Raw genomic sequence first — 16899 nt, forward strand, 5'->3', positions numbered from 1 at the left:
TGCACGCCGTTGCTATCAATCGACAGTTCCGATCTACCACTGCATGGATGTTGCTACTCACAAGCCGAGGGTTGAAGCACCAATAACGACTTTAGCTAATCACTTATCGAAGGCTCGGTGAAACAACACTCACCAATCCGGCCAAGCACATCGAACTGCCTCGGAACGATCTTTTCGTCGTTTTTCCTTCGTTCTTGGGTCGTAATGCTTTCGCAGAGTGCGAGGAGAGACGTTGAATCTCTGACTAGCTAGATCGAGGCGAAGTCCTCCACTCAAGTGGTTCACTATTGCACCACGCCGAATCGCGTGAGGATAATAAGAATATGGACAGACACTCGAATCAGGGTCGCAATTCCCATCACAGGTTGATTTATTCATCACTTCAGTCGCCCAACGGCAGCTCGTTGCCTCGTACACCCATCGACGAAGTGTCGATCGCACTGCGCGTCCGTGAGTTGTAGCAAAGAGTGGTTCTCTTCCGTATTTGTCGGTTATTTCAGGTCGCTCGTTTTTTATATACAACTGAAGCGCATCAGCAACGCAGTCATTTATTTCGACGTTTCGTTCTCCGTCTCCAGGAGTACTATCGTTCTCACGGCCGTTTTTCAGCCGAGTTCCAGTTTCTGGTCGATGTCGCAACCGTATAATATTCTCATCGGGATCGAAGTCACAGGTGTCAAGTGAGTAGATACCCCCGATACGAGGACCACAGTTCCACAAGAGCTCGATAAGAGCGTGCATTGCAGATCCTCGGCGTTGTTGACGGAGTTTTTGGATAATGATCTTCGCTGCTGACTCTGGTAGAGCTACATCACGAGCTTTAGGAGTCAAGCCGAGTTCATTTTTATCAAGGATCCGGCACACTACCTCGTCACAATGTTCGCGCTTGGCAAGCCAACGGAGCCAACCACGAACGTTCTTTGTGTACGTGAGGATCGTCGCATCAGCGTCGTACTCCGCTCTAAGTTCGTCTACATACTTATCAACTAATTCTATCGTAATTTCGACAGAGATTGTGACACCATGGCTTTCTGCAAAGTCTATGAAATGTGGGATCGTCCGTCTGTATTGAGCTCGCGTTGACGGACTACGGTTTTGCCGTCGAGACAGGTACCGTTCATACAGAGTAGTGAGTGATGGCTGATCCGTCTCAGTGACATGCTGATGTGAGATTTTATCGACTGTTTTTACTTCGAGAAGTTGCTCGACTACTTCTGGATCGTCAACTTGCGCAATCGCTTCAGCCAATGCTGTCGTCATTTATATTCAAGCCAAGATTTGATCGCCGCCCACCGAATATCCGATAGAGAGACGTTTCGCTGAGCGGCTGTACGATCATTTTGGTCGGCAGGACCGGGATATTCGAGCGCAACCGATTGGGGAGGTAGGACTGATTTGCTCTCGCGTTGAACGGCTTTTCGGAGTGTAGACGCCCCAACTCTCCCCTCACGGGTAGTGAAAAGCGGATCCGGATTCGAGTCATGGGTTTCTTTTCGTTCATATCTTAGATATGTCTTTATCGCGTCAAGCGTGTTTTTAGAAAGGTTGGCTGTTCGTGTGGCAAGGAGGTCTGCTACGAGGAACTGGTCAGGGACCGTAATCTCGACAGTACCTCTCTCTTGATCCAAATCATCGATGTTTAAGTTGCGGGTCGGTTCTATTCTTCCTTTGGTATCCAAAAGAACTTCTGTGACCACATGCGTGCGGCACCCATAGTGGCGCTCACGAAGATGTGCGACCAGTTCTTTGACAGCTTTAGCAGACGTCCCGCTTGGGCTAGTGGCCGCAGAAAACTGGTCACAAATGCGCTGTCGAAGTGCCTTTCCAGAGGGAGAAGACGAGACATCAATGTGTGTCACAATCCGAATCTTCTCTAGTTCCGGATCAGCACGTTTTACAACTGCGTGAAAGTTCGATAGCGTGCAGAGGTGCCCATAGGCGGTTTCGAGACTGTAGTCGCGGTTGAGGTACCGCGATTCTAAAAATCTGGCAACCTGTGCAGATTTCCCCTCTTTGGGTGAAACATCTTTTGAGGCGCACCAGCGTTCGTACGCTACAAGCACAGTCTTATGCGACCGATAAGTGGTCGCTCCAACAGACTTTGACAGTTCTGCCAGATACTCGGTGATTTCGGTCCAGTTTGGGTCGTTCATCACGTTTTCCGATCAATTACGAATACGAACGAAAGGTGAATCTATCTTATTGCGCCAATTATCACTGGAAATGTACTATGTGGGACTATAGTTGCCGCTGTTTAAATCAAAACCGTGAATTTTGTGACTAGCAAATTCTGGTCAACGCTTTACTCAAGTTGGCGATCCATCCCCTTGATGTCTGCCGTCGCGTGACGACGACTAATTGCTTGAGAAACAGCCAAGTCGATTTGTACTGCTACATCGGAGTTGAGTGGTTCTGGATCAAGAATTTTGTTATCAGAGACGTTTGCCGCACCCTGTCGCTGTTCGTTACCTCCTTTATAATTTTCAGTCCCATCTAAATCCCCTTTTATTGGCGGCTCGTATAAACGCGTGTTCGAGTTGACGAGAACGCGTTCGGGGATATCATCATTGTCTAGATACTTATCATTTTCAGATGGTTCAAGCTTCTCTCGACCAAGTTTGATACCGTCAGCAAGGGCCTCTCTAAACGCTAATAAGTCATCAATAGGCTGGATGTTTCCAAGAGAGCCATCTGAATTCAATTTTGTTTCTTTTGATATGGACTCATAATCAATTGAATCATTAACCATCATATAAGCTACTGCAATAAGATGTGTAGCAGCCTCACGGTGATCAAATTCCTCACCACCAATATGGTCTTCTGAGATTTTCTCAAACAATGTTCCAAACGAATCCAGATTGGAAGTGGTATCGGTATTTAGTTCACATAGGAATTTAATATCTGTCATCGCCATCGCAAGGCGCTCCTGACATTCCCTTTTGCGGTTGGACTTGTTCTTTTCCGCACCACTCAGCCAATTCCGGTCAGTGTCAGTAAGCAGCCCATTTGCTGGCATACAAATGAAAACTCACGGCTTGCTTAATAAAGAACGGGCCGTCCACCTATATTCCCAAGAAATCTGTGATAAAAACGGCGATAAAATACACTGAAAATAGACGCCTATGGATGATTGCATGGAACGACAAACTTCATATGGCTCACACCAGTGGATTGATTCCAACTGGTGGGGTCTGCATCGCTCTAGTACCATTGAAATGAACAGAAAGCATCTTCAACAACAAGACCAGAGTGAAGGTGTTTCTTTAAATAACCCAAACTCCAATCAATCCTTTGATCCTCCCGCCGAAGGGTCGAAAGAAAGATTAGACATTGGGGCATATAAAGAGGTGATGGATTGTGGCAACTGACCAAGAAAAGGTAGAAGAAGTCCGCAACCGAATAATGGACTCAGAATCGCTCTCGAAAGCAAATCGAGACGTTCTGGTTCAGTATGATGAGGTATTAACCCGACGGCGTGGAACTAACATCAAAGCAAATAGGCACTATAAAAATCTTTATTGTGTTCTAGACTTAGCGAACCACGGTCTGGACTTAAATAAACTCATTGTGCCACGCGAATGTCAGTACGAAAATGGGTTAACTAAGAGTGAGCGCGAGGCGGAAGAAGCAATCAAAGAAATTGACACACATGTGAGAAACCGCGGATTCAACGACTCTGTAATTGACGACCGGTTTATCAAACTTCGAACATTCATCAATGCACTGGGAGATACTAACAGGATTCCCAACATGAGTGAATATGCGAAGACAAGTCATTACAACCCAAGGGAAAATGTCCCTGATGTTCATGAAATCCTCTGGTATGAAGATGACGTCACGCCGATGATCGAAAACCGGCGTCAATATAATTACCGTGACAGCGCTTGGCTCGCAATGCTGTGGGCTTCTGGAGGGCGACCTGAAAGCGAAATCTATAAATTGGACATGTCAAATATCGAAGTGAGAAAAAATCGTATTGAACTTCGTATCCCAGAAGATACCAAAACAGGATACCGAACAAGAGAAATTTACACGGGAGTTCCATACGTCAGAGAATGGTTAAAAGAGCACCCCACGGCAGAGATGGACGAGCATTCAAAGACACCAGTATGGGTAAAATTGAAGGGCGATCAATCACAGCGTGTGAGTTATTCTCGATTGGGTGACATAACGAGGGATGCCGCAAAAGAGGCAGGGGTCGATAAGCCGTGTAATCCACAGTGGTTCAGAAAAAGTCGGGCGAGTGTCGCAGCACTTCGTCAAGGATACAGTATTGATGATATGCGCCAGACGTTCGGGTGGAAGCAAAGAACAGCAACTCCCGAATATTATGTGGCGAAATTCGGCAAGCAAGCGTCGCGTGATCTCGCAGAAATCGAAGGCGCAACCATAGAGGATGATGAACGAACAAAGGCGATTGCTCCCGTGAAGTGTCCTGAGTGCTCACAATACACTTCTCGATTTCGAGGGCCGTGTCTCTGGTGTGGTACTGATATCGATCCCGATCAAGGACGTGCCGCGGACGAAGCTGCACGTGCTATGGCAGAAACTGCTAATGAATCTTGGAACGCGCTTGTCAGAGCGGTATCAGAGGGGGAAATTGATAAAAAGAATTTGGAAAGAGGAGAGATGATGGCCGAGGTTGCTCTTAACCATCCTGAAGCGATTGGACGTCTTCAAGACCTCTTCGATATGTACGAATAGATAGCGGACTAATTCCACCGATCGCTCACTTCTGCTGCTATTTCGATTTCTCGTTTTACTTGAGTGAGTTCCGCCGTTCCGCCTGCTTGAATAAGTGCAGCAATTGCGAGAACACGTATAAAGTCGTCTCCATGAAGTGCGAATTTGACAAGGTCTGTTCGATGATTATTTACAATCTCATCTACTGAACTACAATCACATGGACCGTGATGGTTGTTGATTTTCATTTTGAGGAATGGGTCAAATTTTGGTCAAGGAATATGGGTTTGGTCTCCTTCTAAGCCACAACTGCATCAATGAGGCCAAGCCGTTTCATCAATCGGTGATTGGGTTACTAGCGAAATCTGATCTTAGGTGACTTATCCTACATTTGGGGGGTTGAAATAGCTGTTATATCAGACTCTTACTACTGAATGTACCTTGGTAGCCGTTCACGGTTATACTGATTGAGCTTTACTTGTTCCTCAGTGAATAGGTCTCCGAGCGTTAATTCCAGAGTCCCCGGATTGAATCGTCCAACCCTGAGTGGGGCTACTCGCTGGATATACTGTTCAACCCGATCAACATCATGACGTCCGGCGGTGTGGAAAATCAGATACGTACGATATCCATTAGAGAACATTCTTTTGAGACGGCGATACAGGGCAAGCTTCGCTGCCTTGTAATAAATTTCAGCAGCAATCTGTACAGGACTCGTGACCCTCACATCTGCAATCACGAAGTCTGACTGTGTCCCGATCCACTTTTCAACGCTGATCTCAACTTGTTCGCCGGTGACTTCCTTGATACGGTTGTGGAGAACTTTTACAGTTATCTCAGTGGCTATCTGATGTTCTCCGGATATCGATTCGGCTGCAAAGCAGTCCGACGTTCCATCCTTATGAACGAAGAATTCGAACAGATAATTTGTTGACAAGCCATTATATTCAACTTCCCTATTACAAATAGGGCAGCTAAAATTGTATTCCAAAGTTGGATGATAACTTTCACTGATTAGCGTCTGGATTTCTTTACCCGTGTAGATGTGGTTGATATCGTTACGTTTAGCTACGAACATTGGCTATTGCATACGAATGATTGTATGGTCATTTCTGGTCCATAGACAGAACCAGTATTGTGTTGGCACTATCCTTTATCCGAGAATGATTTTTTCAGATTCTCATGCTACTGTGTACGTTGAAGGTCAGATACTTACTCAATCGCTGCTTGATGTCGATCGCAATATCTTCGAAGATCGCCACTTACCTCATGCACCTTCCGGACCCTCCCGGAACCCATAATGGGTTGGTAATTTCAACAGAGTCACCAATCCGTACTCGCATGTTCCTCGCTCTGTAACGTCTGGAGCGCAGTCTCATTGAGATTGCTCAATAGAAGGGCAATCATGAGATTAGATCCAGCAGTAACAACCTGTCTCTCGGAGTCATAGATGATGATATTGGCGTCTGATAGGGTCGATAAATGCGTCTGAGAGAGTGCATTGTACACGTTCCGATACGGCTCACCAGTCGCTCGATCCGACGGAATGCCTTGTTCTCGCGCAGTGATTTCCTTAGCGAGAATTCGAACCGAGAGGTCATCATCGCACTCGGCCACCAACTTAATCACATATCGACGGCGCTGTGCTCTGAGCGAGTGATAGACCTGCGAGAGAAAGTCATCACTGTCGTTATCGTATACCATGGTGAACTTGTAGAGTCAGCTCTGGACTCTCAAACACCTGTACTCCCAAGACGTGCCTGCGAGCGATCATCAACATAACCATGTACAAAATGGACCCAAAATTAGTTCTTTTGAAAGAACTAATGATGGTTAGTTCTTTCAAGAGAATAAATGGCTAACTACCATCTGGTCAGCGATTTTCATAATGAGCGATGGACCTGGCCGGAAGCCGACTATCTATGATGAGGATATCCTTGACGTGTTTCGATCATCTTCTGATCCCGTCCTAACTACGTCCGAGGTCGCTTCTCATTTCGATATCACGCATCGAGGAGTTCGAGATCGATTAGAGAAGCTTGAGGAGGAGAATGTAATTGAATGTAAGAAGGTTGGTGCTAGAGGAATGGTTTGGTGGTATCCAGGGCATGCATCAACTCCGTAAGTTCGTTACCCGGTTATCGGTAACCTTTCTTATCAATTTCACAACTCTGGTCTCGTCACCTGTCTATCCTAATGGGTAGTTTCAATAGAGACTAATGTTTACACCCCAACATGAGCTCAGATGACAAGACCGACGAAGACTCAAATCCTCTTGAAGACCTATACGTAGACGCTAGCTCCATCGACCGAGAGCGAATCCGTGACGCACTCAAAGATCTAGTAGCGATTGACCGCGACAGTGGAAACCCACGTTTCTATCAAAAGTTCGAAAATCTGAATTCCAAGGAAAAGTTTACTGCTGTACTCCTCTATCGACGCGCTCTCGCAGCACTAGACGACCTCGAAGAAGACGAAACCGTAGGAGAGGGATCCAACTACTTTGCAGACTTAATCGACGTAGATGGAAGCACTATCCGACATGCTGCCAACGATCTTGACTTTGTCAAAAATGAAGACGAACAAGGCGGATACCTCATCCCTGTCCACAATATCAAGAGAGCCGCTGAATACTTAGAAGATACCGATTCATAATCTATGAATTTTGACAGTCCCCCCAAAGATGCTTCCGACGAAAATCTCCTTGAGCTGTGCGAAGTGCTTCGTGAAAGCGACCACACTCGTGAAGAACTCTATGATGCAGTTGATCAAGGCAAAACACTAGTCCGCGATAACATACGGCTCGGAGTAGGGCTCGGATTTTTAGAAGAATCCGAGGAGGGAATCTCAGCTACTCCACGAGGAATAGAAGCTAGCTATAATCAGGACGATCCCAACGATCTAGCAGATCAATTCCAAGCCGGAATACAAGAGTATCAGCTATATAACATCGTACTCAAGGAATTAGTCGTCAACGGTGTAACAGACGAAGATTCCATCACAAAAAGTGACATTTTGCAGGTATTTCGAACAGAAATTGGCCTGGAAGGCAGCGAAAATACACTAGGCTCAGCTGCAACTACTTTTCTCCAAATACTGGAAGCAGCGGGCTTAGGGGACTATATTGTTGGTAGAGGAGGAAACGAAACGCGGCTCGAACTTGATGAAGAGTTTGAGGACTTGGCTAACCCGATAATCGAGGACAAACCAGAACAGCCGGACACACCAGACTCTCAGACCGAGCAAGAAAACACTGAGATCCGAACTAGATCCAAAACAACGGATACTCCGGTTCCAGAAGTGCAAGCTAGCAATCCCTTCCAGATCAGCTTAGAGTTGTCTGGTGACGAAGATCCAGCCAAAGTTGAAGAACTGATCGTTGCCGTGCGCCGAGGTCTCAACCGTGACCTTGAGATTTCTGATTTGGATCTGGACAGTGAATCAGAAGATATCGAAGAAAACCTTGGATCCGATCAAGAAGATTCTGAAGAGGAATTAGAATTCTCTGAGAAGGAGAATGATGCTGAAGGTGAAAATGAATCTGAGTCTGACTCTTCTGATAGTTCTTTAGACACGTTCATGGGCTCAGAATCAGAAGCAGACGAAGAATGAAAGCTGTTCCGCTGAAACCGTTTTAAGTAGCATAAATATGACAATAAGGAGATAAATTTATGTGTTTTGGAGAAACTAGTCCTATACAGAGACTGGCCTATGTCTAACCAGGCCGACCACGGGAGTCAGACTACAAGCTCCCCCGACACTATTCCGATCAACGACGCTGGTGAATCTCTTCCCGTTGTAGAGGTGTTAACCGGTAGAGGAGTTGTATTAGGAAAATCAGGGAGCGGGAAGAGTAACAGCGCCAGCGTTATTGTCGAAGAATTACTTGATGATGGCTTTCCCGTCCTCATCGTCGATGTGGACGGGGAATACTTCGGACTAAAAGAAGAGTACGAGCTGCTTCACCTAGGGGCAGACGAAGAGTGTGATCTCGCCGTTGGTGCAGAACACGCTGAAAAAATCGCCGAATTAACTCTTGAGCAGAATATCCCCGTTATTCTTGATGTATCTGGCTATCTCCATCAGGGGGATCAGAAGGAGTTAATCAAAGAAGTTGGACACCATCTTTTCGCTAAACAAAAGAAGCTCAAGAAACCCTTCTTACTGCTTGTTGAAGAGGTTCATGAGTATATCCCTGAATCTGGTCTTGATGAGGTTGGTCGGATGCTGATCAAAATCGCAAAACGTGGGAGAAAACACGGCTTGGGTCTTTGTGGTATCTCTCAGCGACCAGCCGATGTTAAGAAAGATTTCATCACCCAATGTGACTGGCATATTTGGCACCGCCTCACCTGGGATAATGACACTAAGGTTGTTCGCCGTGTTCTCGGGTCAGAGTATTCTGATGCTATCCAAGAATTAGATGATGGTGAGGCGTTTCTGCTTACAGACTGGAACGATCAGATTCGACAAGTCCAATTCCGGCGGAAGCATACCTTTGACGCTGGTGCAACGCCGGGACTTGAGGAAATTGAGCGCCCTGATTTGAAATCAGTTAGTGAGGATATTGTTTCTGAGCTTGAAACCATTTCTGAACGCCAGCAGGCAGAGGCCAACGAGATCGAACGGCTTCGTTCGAAACTTGAGGAACGCGAGGAGCGTATTGATCAGCTTGAGGAAGAGCTGGAGAAGGCGCGTGATGTGAGTGAGCTTGCGGAGCGGTTTACTGATGCTCTTGCACAGAATGAGGCAGATAGTACTCCCACAAAGAATTTAGAGGATACGGTTGAGCAGATTCGAAAGGAGAAGAACGGGGAGATTCGTGATCTCCGTCAGGAAAACCGGCGGCTCCGTGAGGAAAACAAGGAGCTTCGAAGCCGGGTTGAGGAGCTAGCAGAAACTGTTGAAAGAGCAGAACGTTTCGAGAATCTTAACGAGAATATCGAAGAGATTGCGGAAGCGTATATTAGGATGGGTGAAGCTCTCGGTCTTGATCCGCAACATGATGAAGCTGAGCGTCTTCGTGAGCGTGTTGAGATGCTTCAAGGCACAGTAGAGGATCTCCGCGAGCAGCAGGAAGGCCACCCAAAGCAGGATACACAAGATCCAGAAGTCGAGATTTCGGTATACCGGGAGTTCCTTGAGGATGAAGCGGTACAAGATGCGATAACTGCTGCTAAGAGAGAGGCGTCTTCCCCTCGATACGTAGAAGGAGTTGTCACCGCAGTGATGGCTGAAAATGAGTCTGTCACTTACGATCAAATCGCTGATGAGCTCGATATTAGCTCAACGGGTCATGTCGCCTCTGCCGTGAACGCGCTCTATGAAAGAGACATTGTGACGAAGTCTAAAGACGGTCGCGTGACTAAGGTGGACCTCAATATCGACGAACTAGACGAGATACGAGCAACTGCGCAGCGTCGTGCAACCTCGCAGGAACTGATGAGTAGTATCTAAGGCTACGACGTAGCTACTTCACTGGTTTCAGTTGTTTCTGCCGGCTCCAGATACCCGGTCTCCTGTTCTTCAGCGATCCCCGTGAACAACAGCCAGGAGTAGAGTCTTTTTGCCCGGGTCTGGATCGTAGAGTCACTCCACCCTTTTAGATAGTCCTCGGAAACCTGCCTCATTACGTCCTTGTTCCGGAACTCGTCTTCCGGCATTCGCTCGCAGTAGGCTTGAGCAAGAGGAATCTCTAAGAGAGCCTCGCGGAGTATTCGCTTGCGTTGACCTACACTCGTCTGCTGTAGTTCCTTTCCTCGCTCTGTCAGCTCCGGACCATTGCGCGTAGACTCAGCGATCCCCAACCCATAACATGTAGTCAGAATTTTTGATGTATATCGGTCAGAGTAGTCAGACCGCTCCTGAAGCTCTTCGCGCGACTCGATCCGGCTAATCAAAGGTAGAATCTCGAAAACCTTCTCCGGCGGTACTCGCGGATTGTTCGGTCCACGCGGATTTTCCAGCGGTTCGGAGGCCTCAGGAAGTTCATCAATTTCCCCAGCTGCGACGACTCCGTTCGAGTAGGTGCCCAAGTCGAGATAATCAATCCACTCCCCGTAAACCCTACCGTAGTTTCGGAAAGTGCTTTCAGCCGCAGCGTTGGATCCCGTTTCGAAGCTGATCAGACGGCCAATCTCTTCCACTTCGACAGACCCACCCTCAATCCGATCCAAAACCTCCGATACACCCGGGAGCTCTCGGAATGCATTTTCCAACGGCGAGGTGTCCTTGAGTTGGATCACTCTTCGCGCATCTTCTGACACCGAGAGCTGGTTGTCATCTCGGTCAACCAGACCGAGAATGGTTGGATCATGAACCTTGTTTGACGCCGTTTTGGGTGCGATATCGAGACCTTCAGCAAGATCTTCGACAGTCGAAGCACCGCTGGTAGCTTCTCGTAGCACATCCTCGGTGTGCTCGGGAGGGCAATATAAGCGTCCAGTCATGCAGTAGCCCCTCCAACAGCCTCTTCTATGTCATTCAGGGCATCGGGAAGGTTTTCAGCGATTAATCGGTGCTCGCTCTGCCCCTCTTTCTTGATGTAGCCTTCCTCACGGAGTTCCTGCAAGTAGTTCCGGATCGTACGATCACTCTTATCGATCCGGTCGTAAAAAAACGAGGAAGTGAGGGAGTCCGTCTCGGACAGTTCGCCCTCGTAGGCGAACCGTTGACCGATGAAGTAGATCAGAATCTGGAGTCTAAGGTCGAGACTTCGATATTCTCCTTGAATATTGACCGTTCCATCTTCATGAAGACGGAATAGCTTCTCCACACGCTTGAAGTTCGATTCCAAGATCGTCTCGTCGTCCGTAACCATTCGGTCTTGGATTTTATCTTTAAGCGCCATTGTCGATCTCCTCCTCAACCGTTTCTAAAGCGGTACCTGTAAGCCGCCACAGCTGAGTCTGGCCGTCCGTCCCATTTCGAAGTAGCCAATCTCGATCTTCCATCCGGCCTAGGACGTCGCTCATGTTGCCTGCTGGTTTCATCCGGCATTCTCGATATCCCTCTTCAATATCGCCAACATCGAACGTCTCTTTCCCACGGTACGGCTCAAGGTAATATGCTACGTAGAGTGCCCGCTCTGTGTGGCTGGATGGATCCAACGATTCAACGAACTCGCGGATTCCTTCTTTGGTCTCAAGTTCTTCGTTGCCATCTAAACGCTGCTCAAGTTCGTTGACACGCTCTTCCAGCTGGTTCACCTGAGTTCGAAGCCCCTCGACTTCATTACTCATCATCTTCACCTCCGTCGATGTACTCGCGTGCTTGGTTGATACTGTGAGAGGGGATCCGGTAACTCCCGTCGTCATCTTCCACTAGACCTCCGTTATTGAGCTCTCGAACCGTCGGGTAGATCGTCCCCTTCTTTACACCGCTTTGTTCGCTGATCTCTGTCGGGGACAGCCATTCCGTCTCAACCATGTCGAGTTCCTGTCGTGCGCGTTGTGAGAGAAGTACGATAACGGCTTTCTGTTTTGCCGTTAGCTCATGGAATCCGTCTTGGGGTATAAGGTCACCACTTTGCTTACCGATACGGATGTAGTTGTTGAGGAGATCGTGAAGGATCTCTTCGCTAATCTCCTGCTCGTCTACGAGCAGATTTTCGAGAGTTTGCTGATTATCGGACATCTCCATCTCCACCAATGAACTCTTTGTATAAAAAGATTGGTGTCCTTGTGATAGTCAATACTATTTTCGATGTTGGCAACACCACGGTATATAAACGATTCCAAGATTCCAAAAGAGGTAGGAAATTCCAAGGAACCAAAGGAGATATTCATGCCGTCTCTTTAAGTCAACCTGGTGATTAGGCGGAACACTTGCCCATTCTATCTTCATATGGAGGCGTGGCAAACACATAGAACGGGCCGATATTAACAGTGGTGGTATCCTTGATTCAATAACCCTAGCTTGATGGAACAGTCGAGGCAATATCGACAGGAGATGAGAGTTGGGATATTGAAATATTATCTTCTTATTCAGTAAGCCTTTGAAAGAGGATAGTGGATCAATCGCTTGTTGATTAAATGATTCCCGAGCGTCGGTTATTAGAGAAGGCACGACGACAGTGACCCGCGTCTAACAGCTAGATGAACTCCAAACACGACCCGAGGGCCAATCACCACCCGAAATCAGAAAATAAGGTACACAAGCCTTGTACCTTACAGATTCATTGGCTCAGAACCGTGCAGAATCTGGATGGGCCCTGACGGATTCGAACCATCGACCACTCGGTATCCCACACAACCGCACTGGTGCACGATCGCGTTATGAGCCGAGCGCTCTAACCAGACTGAGCTAAGGGCCCGATGCGTATCTAGGAGAAAATCCCGATCCCAATTAACCCTTGCTGTCTGTTCCGTTCGTCAGCCGGGACGGTCGCCTCGAGACTCCGGACCTGAGCGCTCGAGTCGTCGGTCGCGCCTCGGTCCGCGTCGAGGTCCCCGAACGTGGCGGGAATCCGACCGCGATCTACTGCCGGCCCGTCGACGGCGACGGGACTATGTGGCCGGCCGACGAACGAATCGGTCGATGACGGATCGCCGCCTCGAGCGTTTTCTGCGCTCGACGCTTCGCGACGCCGGCGAGGGCTACCAGCAGATGCGTGAGTCGACGGACACGCAACTCGAGCAGGCCCGCGAGGCCTACCGAACGGCCAAGCACGCGAGGGGGCTGCCGACGGACGACGACGGCCGGGTGCGAATCGTCTGTCGTCGGCACGTCGAGCGTCGGGCGGCGAAACTCGACGACGAGTATCGGCCGGCGTGTTTCGAGGACGGCCACCCCGACTGCGAGGGGTGTGCGGAGGACGTCCGCGAGGGACGGATCGAGACCTGGTAACCGCGCGAGTCGATTAGCCCGCGTTCGAGGAGTCGGGTCCGTCGGATTCGGGCCACAGCGCCCAGACGAGGAGCGCCGCGATCGCCACGGCGGCCAGCGCGACCGACTCGAGGACGGTGAGTTCGACGCCGACCCACGAGAGCACCGTCCGCAGTTCGACGAACAGCGGAACGGTGAACGCGACGACGACGAGCAGCGCACCCATCGAGATTCGCACTATCGCACCACCTCCGCGATGGCGATCCGACCGGGCTCGAGCGCTCCGGTGACGGCGGACGCAACGCCGTCGACCGTCGCGAGGCCGCCGTACTCGAGTGCGGCCGCGATCGGCGCGAGCGACTCGAGGCTGACGGGGAACGTGATGACCTCGGGACCGAACAGGCCGCCGCGCTGGACGATGCTCAACAGGGGGAACGTGTACGCGAAGATCACGAGCACGATGGCGATCGCGGTCCACAGTTTGAGGTTGTCGAGAACGAGGGGGGCGTCCTCGGGACCCGAGAGGGCGTCGGCGTAGCCGTTCGACGGCAGCTCGTCGCTTCGGCCGTTGAACCCGGTGGCGATCACGTTCGCGAAGAACAGGACGAGCGAGATCGTGAGGATCACGCCGCCGAGTGCGATCTGGGCGTTGAGTTCGCCGACGGAGCCGACGGCGGCCTCGAACGTCACGCCCTCGTACTGGGGTTCCGCGGTTCGGCGCGGAACGCCGAGCAGGCCGGCGCGATGCATCGCGTTGGACATGAACGTCATGCCGACGAACCAGAGCACGACCTGGACGAGCGCGACGGGTCGGCTCCACAGCGCCTTCCCTGTTATCTGCGGGAGGAACCAGTAGGTGACCGCCATGAACGTCAGCGCGACGGCCGTGCCGACGGTGAGGTGGAAGTGACCGACGACCCAGAACGTGTTGTGGACGAGGTAGTTGATGTTCATGCCGGCGTTGACCATCCCGGAGAAGCCGGCGGCGGCGAACATCAGTCCGGCCAGCGCCATGCCGGTGAACACCGGATCGCGCCACGGGAGCGCCTTAAGCCAGCCGAAGTAGCCCGTTCCGCCGCGCTGGCGGGCACCGTGTTCCATGCTGGCGACGACGGTGAACGCCGTCAGCAGGCTGGGCAACAGCAAGAACATGGTGTTCGTCATCGCGATGAACTTGAAGCCTTCAGCGATACCCGGATCGAGGTACTGGTGGTGAATTCCGGTCGGCACCGAGAGGATCAGAAAGAGCACGAAGACGACGCGTGCGAGCGGATCGCTGAACAGCTTTCCGCCGGAGAACTTCGGGAGCATGACGTACCACATCATGTACGTCGGCATCAGCCAGAAGTAGACGACCGGGTGGCCGAAGAACCAGAACAGGGTTCTGGTGAGCAGCGGGTTGACGCTCTCGATCAGGCCGAGCGACCACGGGAGCAAGAACAGCAAAATCGCGGCGGCGACGCCAAGCGTCGCGATGTACCACATGATCGTCGTCGTCAGCACCATGAACGTCGGAAGCGGGATGCGCTCGTCCGGGTGCTCCGCTTTCCACGCCCGCCACGATCGGAACCAGTCGACGCCGGCGAGCCAGGTGCCGACGACGAACAGTACCAGTCCGAGGTAGAACAGCGGGTGGCCCTGCAGCGGCGCGTAGAACGTGAACAGCACGGAGGCGCTCATGTCGATCGAGTCGGTGAACCCGGCGAAAATCGGGATCGCCGCCATCGCCGTTCCGATCACCATCAGTCCGTACCACGCCCAGGTGAACCGGAGGTTCTCGACCCCCCGGTCGAGGCTGGTCGTCACCGCCCACGTAAACACGCCAACGAGGAAGAAGATGGTGAACGTGATCGCGAGCAAGACCCCGTGGGCGGTAAGGACGGTGTAGTAGTCGGCCGAGTCCATGAATCGGTAGACGTCGGTCCGGTGGAGCGTCTGGACGATCCCGAACAGCCCGCCGATGGCGAGCGCGAAAAACGAGCTGTAAAACGCCGCGCGGACCACTTTTGCTTCCGCCGGGAACTGATCGAGATACGTGTTACTCATCCGTTTCACCTCCGTCGTCGCCGCCGTCCTCGTCGCCGGCGTCGATCACCGTCACCGTGCCGCGCTCTTCGTGATCGTCGACCGTGACCGCCCACTCGACGTCGGAGTCGTCCGCCTCGAGCGTCTCCGGATCGACGGTGAACGTCACTTCGGTCGCTTCGCCGCCCTCGAGTGCGACCTCCTCGACGGACGTCTCGCCGCCGATCTCGAGTTCGGCGGTCGTCTCCAGACCGTCGAGCATGCGGTTTTCGACCGTCACGTCGACGGTTGCACTCTCGCCGGCGTCGACTTCGTCGGGCGCGTCCACGCTCACCTCGGTGAGGTCGAACTCGTCTTCCGGAACCACGTGGACCTGTCCCTCCATGTTGTGGTGATCCGGACCGCAGTACTCGTTGCAGACCACGCCGTACACTTCGGGGTCGTCGAACTCGACGGTCATCTCCGCGACCTCGCCGGGAATGACCATCGTGTTGACGTTGGTTCCGGCGAGGCTGAAGCTGTGGATTACGTCCCTGGCGGTCACGTGAAACGTCACCTGACTGTTCTCGGGGACTTCGATCGGATCGGGTTGAAAGCTGAACGTCTGGGCGACGACGTACACTTCGTACTCGTCGTCGCCGATCTGTTCGACGCGCGGCTCGCCGAAGCGCTCGTCGTCCGCGAGTTCGGTCGGCTCGACCGTCTCCTGCTGGTCCCCGACCATCGCGATGCCGAGCCCGACCGAGCCGTACGTGATCGTCGCGATGAAGCCCACGATCAGGACCATCGCCGCGATCAGCCACAGCTTCTCGTAGGTGTGGACGTTCATCGGTGACCGACCCCCGCCAGTAGCAGCGCGCTACCGGTCACGACCGTCGGATCGTTGCCGAGGAACTCGACGAAGTACACGAAAATCCACAGTGCGACCAGGATGAGAAAGTACAGTCCGATCAGGGCGAGCGTCCCGACCGGATCGTACTCGTCGTGACCGATTTCCGTCGTTTGGGTCGACTCGTCGATCGACTGGCTCATGGGGCGACGTTAGGATAGGTATCGCTTAATCGCTCTACAGATTCTCACGCCGCAGGAACGGTGTCGGTATATTAAACGCCTCGAGCGCCGAACACGAGCCATGGTACTCGAGGGAGTCTCTCCGCGCGCGGCGCTTCCCGTCGGACTGCTCGCGCTCGTGCCGCTCGCCTGGTACGCGCTCGGGAGTTCGCCGGTCGCCGGCATCGTCTCTGCGATCAACGTCCTGCTCGTTCTCTCCTGTCTGTACGTCGCGTTCTCGCCCGTCGACGATCCCCACGACCACCCCCCGGGCGGCACCTCGTCGTGACTCGAGGACGAACGATTACGGCTGTG

At 51.5% G+C, this 16899-nt stretch carries 21 protein-coding genes and 1 tRNA gene; 7 read left to right on the forward strand and 15 right to left on the reverse strand.

Annotated features, from left to right (window positions below; translation table 11 throughout):
* Nucleotides 1-129 precede the first annotated feature (129 nt).
* From EA472_RS23390 to EA472_RS05590, 3 genes are all read right to left on the reverse strand, one after another.
* Nucleotides 130-1260 (reverse strand): tyrosine-type recombinase/integrase, encoded by a 1131-nt coding sequence (locus EA472_RS23390; RefSeq protein ID WP_165874829.1) that lies wholly within the window; start codon nt 1258-1260, stop codon nt 130-132.
* Nucleotides 1257-2153 carry a tyrosine-type recombinase/integrase gene (locus EA472_RS05585; protein ID WP_124190528.1) on the reverse strand — a complete coding sequence of 299 codons (897 nt, stop codon included), beginning with the start codon at nt 2151-2153 and terminating at the stop codon, nt 1257-1259. Before EA472_RS05585 ends, EA472_RS23390 begins: the two co-directional genes overlap by 4 nt.
* 149 nt (nt 2154-2302) lie before the next feature.
* Nucleotides 2303-3016: a hypothetical protein gene (locus tag EA472_RS05590; protein ID WP_124190529.1), complete on the reverse strand. Its 714-nt coding sequence runs from the start codon at nt 3014-3016 to the stop codon at nt 2303-2305.
* 341 nt (nt 3017-3357) lie between these two features.
* Here EA472_RS05590 and EA472_RS05595 point away from each other — a divergent pair, with 341 nt between their 5' ends.
* Nucleotides 3358-4704 carry a site-specific integrase gene (locus EA472_RS05595; protein ID WP_124190530.1) on the forward strand — a complete coding sequence of 449 codons (1347 nt, stop codon included), beginning with the start codon at nt 3358-3360 and terminating at the stop codon, nt 4702-4704.
* A gap of 8 nt (nt 4705-4712) precedes the next feature.
* Here EA472_RS05595 and EA472_RS05600 read toward each other — a convergent pair whose 3' ends face one another.
* The 3 genes from EA472_RS05600 to EA472_RS23515 all read right to left on the reverse strand — a co-directional run bounded on the left by EA472_RS05600 (nt 4713) and on the right by EA472_RS23515 (nt 6387).
* Nucleotides 4713-4931: a hypothetical protein gene (locus EA472_RS05600; RefSeq protein ID WP_124190531.1), complete on the reverse strand. Its 219-nt coding sequence runs from the start codon at nt 4929-4931 to the stop codon at nt 4713-4715.
* A 179-nt stretch (nt 4932-5110) separates the two neighbouring features.
* Entirely contained in the window at nt 5111-5761 is a 651-nt protein-coding gene (locus EA472_RS05605; RefSeq protein WP_124190532.1) for a hypothetical protein, read from the reverse strand.
* Nucleotides 5762-6006: 245 nt separating this feature from the next.
* A complete protein-coding gene (locus EA472_RS23515; RefSeq protein WP_449289228.1) occupies nt 6007-6387 on the reverse strand; it encodes a DUF7344 domain-containing protein in 381 nt (126 codons plus the stop codon).
* A gap of 184 nt (nt 6388-6571) precedes the next feature.
* Between EA472_RS23515 and EA472_RS05615 the strand changes: the two genes are divergently transcribed.
* The 4 genes from EA472_RS05615 to EA472_RS05630 all read left to right on the forward strand — a co-directional run bounded on the left by EA472_RS05615 (nt 6572) and on the right by EA472_RS05630 (nt 10140).
* The gene (locus EA472_RS05615) at nt 6572-6808 is read left to right on the forward strand and encodes a winged helix-turn-helix transcriptional regulator (protein WP_124190533.1); all 237 of its coding nucleotides are present in this window, start codon (nt 6572-6574) and stop codon (nt 6806-6808) included.
* Between the two features lie 110 nt (nt 6809-6918).
* Nucleotides 6919-7338, forward strand: a complete 420-nt coding sequence (locus tag EA472_RS05620) for a hypothetical protein (RefSeq protein WP_124190534.1) — start codon at nt 6919-6921, stop codon at nt 7336-7338.
* 3 nt (nt 7339-7341) lie between these two features.
* Complete coding sequence (locus EA472_RS05625; RefSeq protein ID WP_124190535.1) at nt 7342-8295, forward strand: hypothetical protein; 954 nt, start codon at nt 7342-7344, stop codon at nt 8293-8295.
* A 99-nt stretch (nt 8296-8394) separates the two neighbouring features.
* Entirely contained in the window at nt 8395-10140 is a 1746-nt protein-coding gene (locus EA472_RS05630; RefSeq protein ID WP_124190536.1) for a helicase HerA domain-containing protein, read from the forward strand.
* A gap of 2 nt (nt 10141-10142) precedes the next feature.
* Here the strand turns inward: EA472_RS05630 and EA472_RS05635 are convergent, their stop codons facing one another.
* The 5 genes from EA472_RS05635 to EA472_RS05655 all read right to left on the reverse strand — a co-directional run bounded on the left by EA472_RS05635 (nt 10143) and on the right by EA472_RS05655 (nt 12997).
* Nucleotides 10143-11090, reverse strand: a complete 948-nt coding sequence (locus EA472_RS05635) for an AAA-associated domain-containing protein (RefSeq protein ID WP_165874830.1) — start codon at nt 11088-11090, stop codon at nt 10143-10145.
* A gap of 38 nt (nt 11091-11128) precedes the next feature.
* Entirely contained in the window at nt 11129-11533 is a 405-nt protein-coding gene (locus EA472_RS05640; RefSeq protein WP_124190538.1) for a hypothetical protein, read from the reverse strand.
* Nucleotides 11523-11924, reverse strand: a complete 402-nt coding sequence (locus tag EA472_RS05645) for a hypothetical protein (RefSeq protein ID WP_124190539.1) — start codon at nt 11922-11924, stop codon at nt 11523-11525. Before EA472_RS05645 ends, EA472_RS05640 begins: the two co-directional genes overlap by 11 nt.
* Nucleotides 11917-12318: a helix-turn-helix domain-containing protein gene (locus EA472_RS05650; protein ID WP_124190540.1), complete on the reverse strand. Its 402-nt coding sequence runs from the start codon at nt 12316-12318 to the stop codon at nt 11917-11919. Before EA472_RS05650 ends, EA472_RS05645 begins: the two co-directional genes overlap by 8 nt.
* A 571-nt stretch (nt 12319-12889) precedes the next feature.
* A tRNA-Ile gene (locus EA472_RS05655) sits at nt 12890-12997 on the reverse strand.
* A 224-nt stretch (nt 12998-13221) separates the two neighbouring features.
* Here EA472_RS05655 and EA472_RS05660 point away from each other — a divergent pair.
* Nucleotides 13222-13530, forward strand: coding sequence for a DUF7091 family protein (locus EA472_RS05660; RefSeq protein ID WP_124190541.1), 309 nt, complete (start codon nt 13222-13224; stop codon nt 13528-13530).
* Nucleotides 13531-13543: 13 nt separating this feature from the next.
* Here the strand turns inward: EA472_RS05660 and EA472_RS05665 are convergent, their stop codons facing one another.
* From EA472_RS05665 to EA472_RS05680, 4 genes are read right to left on the reverse strand one after another with little or no spacing between them, the layout of a single operon-like run.
* Nucleotides 13544-13747, reverse strand: a complete 204-nt coding sequence (locus EA472_RS05665; RefSeq protein WP_124190542.1) for a CbaC protein — start codon at nt 13745-13747, stop codon at nt 13544-13546.
* The gene (locus EA472_RS05670) at nt 13747-15555 is read right to left on the reverse strand and encodes a b(o/a)3-type cytochrome-c oxidase subunit 1 (protein ID WP_124190543.1); all 1809 of its coding nucleotides are present in this window, start codon (nt 15553-15555) and stop codon (nt 13747-13749) included. Before EA472_RS05670 ends, EA472_RS05665 begins: the two co-directional genes overlap by 1 nt.
* Entirely contained in the window at nt 15548-16363 is an 816-nt protein-coding gene (locus tag EA472_RS05675) for a cytochrome c oxidase subunit II (RefSeq protein WP_124190544.1), read from the reverse strand. The genes EA472_RS05670 and EA472_RS05675 overlap by 8 nt, the downstream gene beginning before the upstream one ends.
* Complete coding sequence (locus tag EA472_RS05680) at nt 16360-16566, reverse strand: hypothetical protein (protein WP_124190545.1); 207 nt, start codon at nt 16564-16566, stop codon at nt 16360-16362. Before EA472_RS05680 ends, EA472_RS05675 begins: the two co-directional genes overlap by 4 nt.
* Nucleotides 16567-16666: 100 nt before the next feature.
* Between EA472_RS05680 and EA472_RS05685 the strand changes: the two genes are divergently transcribed.
* Entirely contained in the window at nt 16667-16873 is a 207-nt protein-coding gene (locus EA472_RS05685) for a cytochrome-ba3 oxidase subunit (RefSeq protein WP_124190546.1), read from the forward strand.
* Nucleotides 16874-16899 lie beyond the last annotated feature (26 nt).

Source organism: Natrarchaeobius oligotrophus (assembly GCF_003841465.1).
In the GTDB taxonomy this organism is placed as follows: Archaea; Halobacteriota; Halobacteria; order Halobacteriales; family Natrialbaceae; genus Natrarchaeobius; species Natrarchaeobius oligotrophus.

Excerpts from the sequence above, each read along its gene's own strand:
- EA472_RS23390 (WP_165874829.1), bottom strand. The coding sequence starts at position 1,260 with ATGACGACAGCATTGGCTGAAGCGATTGCGCAAGTTGACGATCCAGAA.
- EA472_RS05585 (WP_124190528.1), bottom strand. The coding sequence starts at position 2,153 with ATGAACGACCCAAACTGGACCGAAATCACCGAGTATCTGGCAGAACTG.
- EA472_RS05590 (WP_124190529.1), bottom strand. The coding sequence starts at position 3,016 with ATGCCAGCAAATGGGCTGCTTACTGACACTGACCGGAATTGGCTGAGT.
- EA472_RS05600 (WP_124190531.1), bottom strand. The coding sequence starts at position 4,931 with ATGAAAATCAACAACCATCACGGTCCATGTGATTGTAGTTCAGTAGAT.
- EA472_RS05605 (WP_124190532.1), bottom strand. The coding sequence starts at position 5,761 with ATGTTCGTAGCTAAACGTAACGATATCAACCACATCTACACGGGTAAA.
- EA472_RS23515 (WP_449289228.1), bottom strand. The coding sequence starts at position 6,387 with ATGGTATACGATAACGACAGTGATGACTTTCTCTCGCAGGTCTATCAC.
- EA472_RS05615 (WP_124190533.1), top strand. The coding sequence starts at position 6,572 with ATGAGCGATGGACCTGGCCGGAAGCCGACTATCTATGATGAGGATATC.
- EA472_RS05620 (WP_124190534.1), top strand. The coding sequence starts at position 6,919 with ATGAGCTCAGATGACAAGACCGACGAAGACTCAAATCCTCTTGAAGAC.
- EA472_RS05625 (WP_124190535.1), top strand. The coding sequence starts at position 7,342 with ATGAATTTTGACAGTCCCCCCAAAGATGCTTCCGACGAAAATCTCCTT.
- EA472_RS05630 (WP_124190536.1), top strand. The coding sequence starts at position 8,395 with ATGTCTAACCAGGCCGACCACGGGAGTCAGACTACAAGCTCCCCCGAC.
- EA472_RS05640 (WP_124190538.1), bottom strand. The coding sequence starts at position 11,533 with ATGGCGCTTAAAGATAAAATCCAAGACCGAATGGTTACGGACGACGAG.
- EA472_RS05645 (WP_124190539.1), bottom strand. The coding sequence starts at position 11,924 with ATGAGTAATGAAGTCGAGGGGCTTCGAACTCAGGTGAACCAGCTGGAA.
- EA472_RS05650 (WP_124190540.1), bottom strand. The coding sequence starts at position 12,318 with ATGTCCGATAATCAGCAAACTCTCGAAAATCTGCTCGTAGACGAGCAG.
- EA472_RS05660 (WP_124190541.1), top strand. The coding sequence starts at position 13,222 with ATGACGGATCGCCGCCTCGAGCGTTTTCTGCGCTCGACGCTTCGCGAC.
- EA472_RS05670 (WP_124190543.1), bottom strand. The coding sequence starts at position 15,555 with ATGAGTAACACGTATCTCGATCAGTTCCCGGCGGAAGCAAAAGTGGTC.
- EA472_RS05675 (WP_124190544.1), bottom strand. The coding sequence starts at position 16,363 with ATGAACGTCCACACCTACGAGAAGCTGTGGCTGATCGCGGCGATGGTC.
- EA472_RS05680 (WP_124190545.1), bottom strand. The coding sequence starts at position 16,566 with ATGAGCCAGTCGATCGACGAGTCGACCCAAACGACGGAAATCGGTCAC.
- EA472_RS05685 (WP_124190546.1), top strand. The coding sequence starts at position 16,667 with ATGGTACTCGAGGGAGTCTCTCCGCGCGCGGCGCTTCCCGTCGGACTG.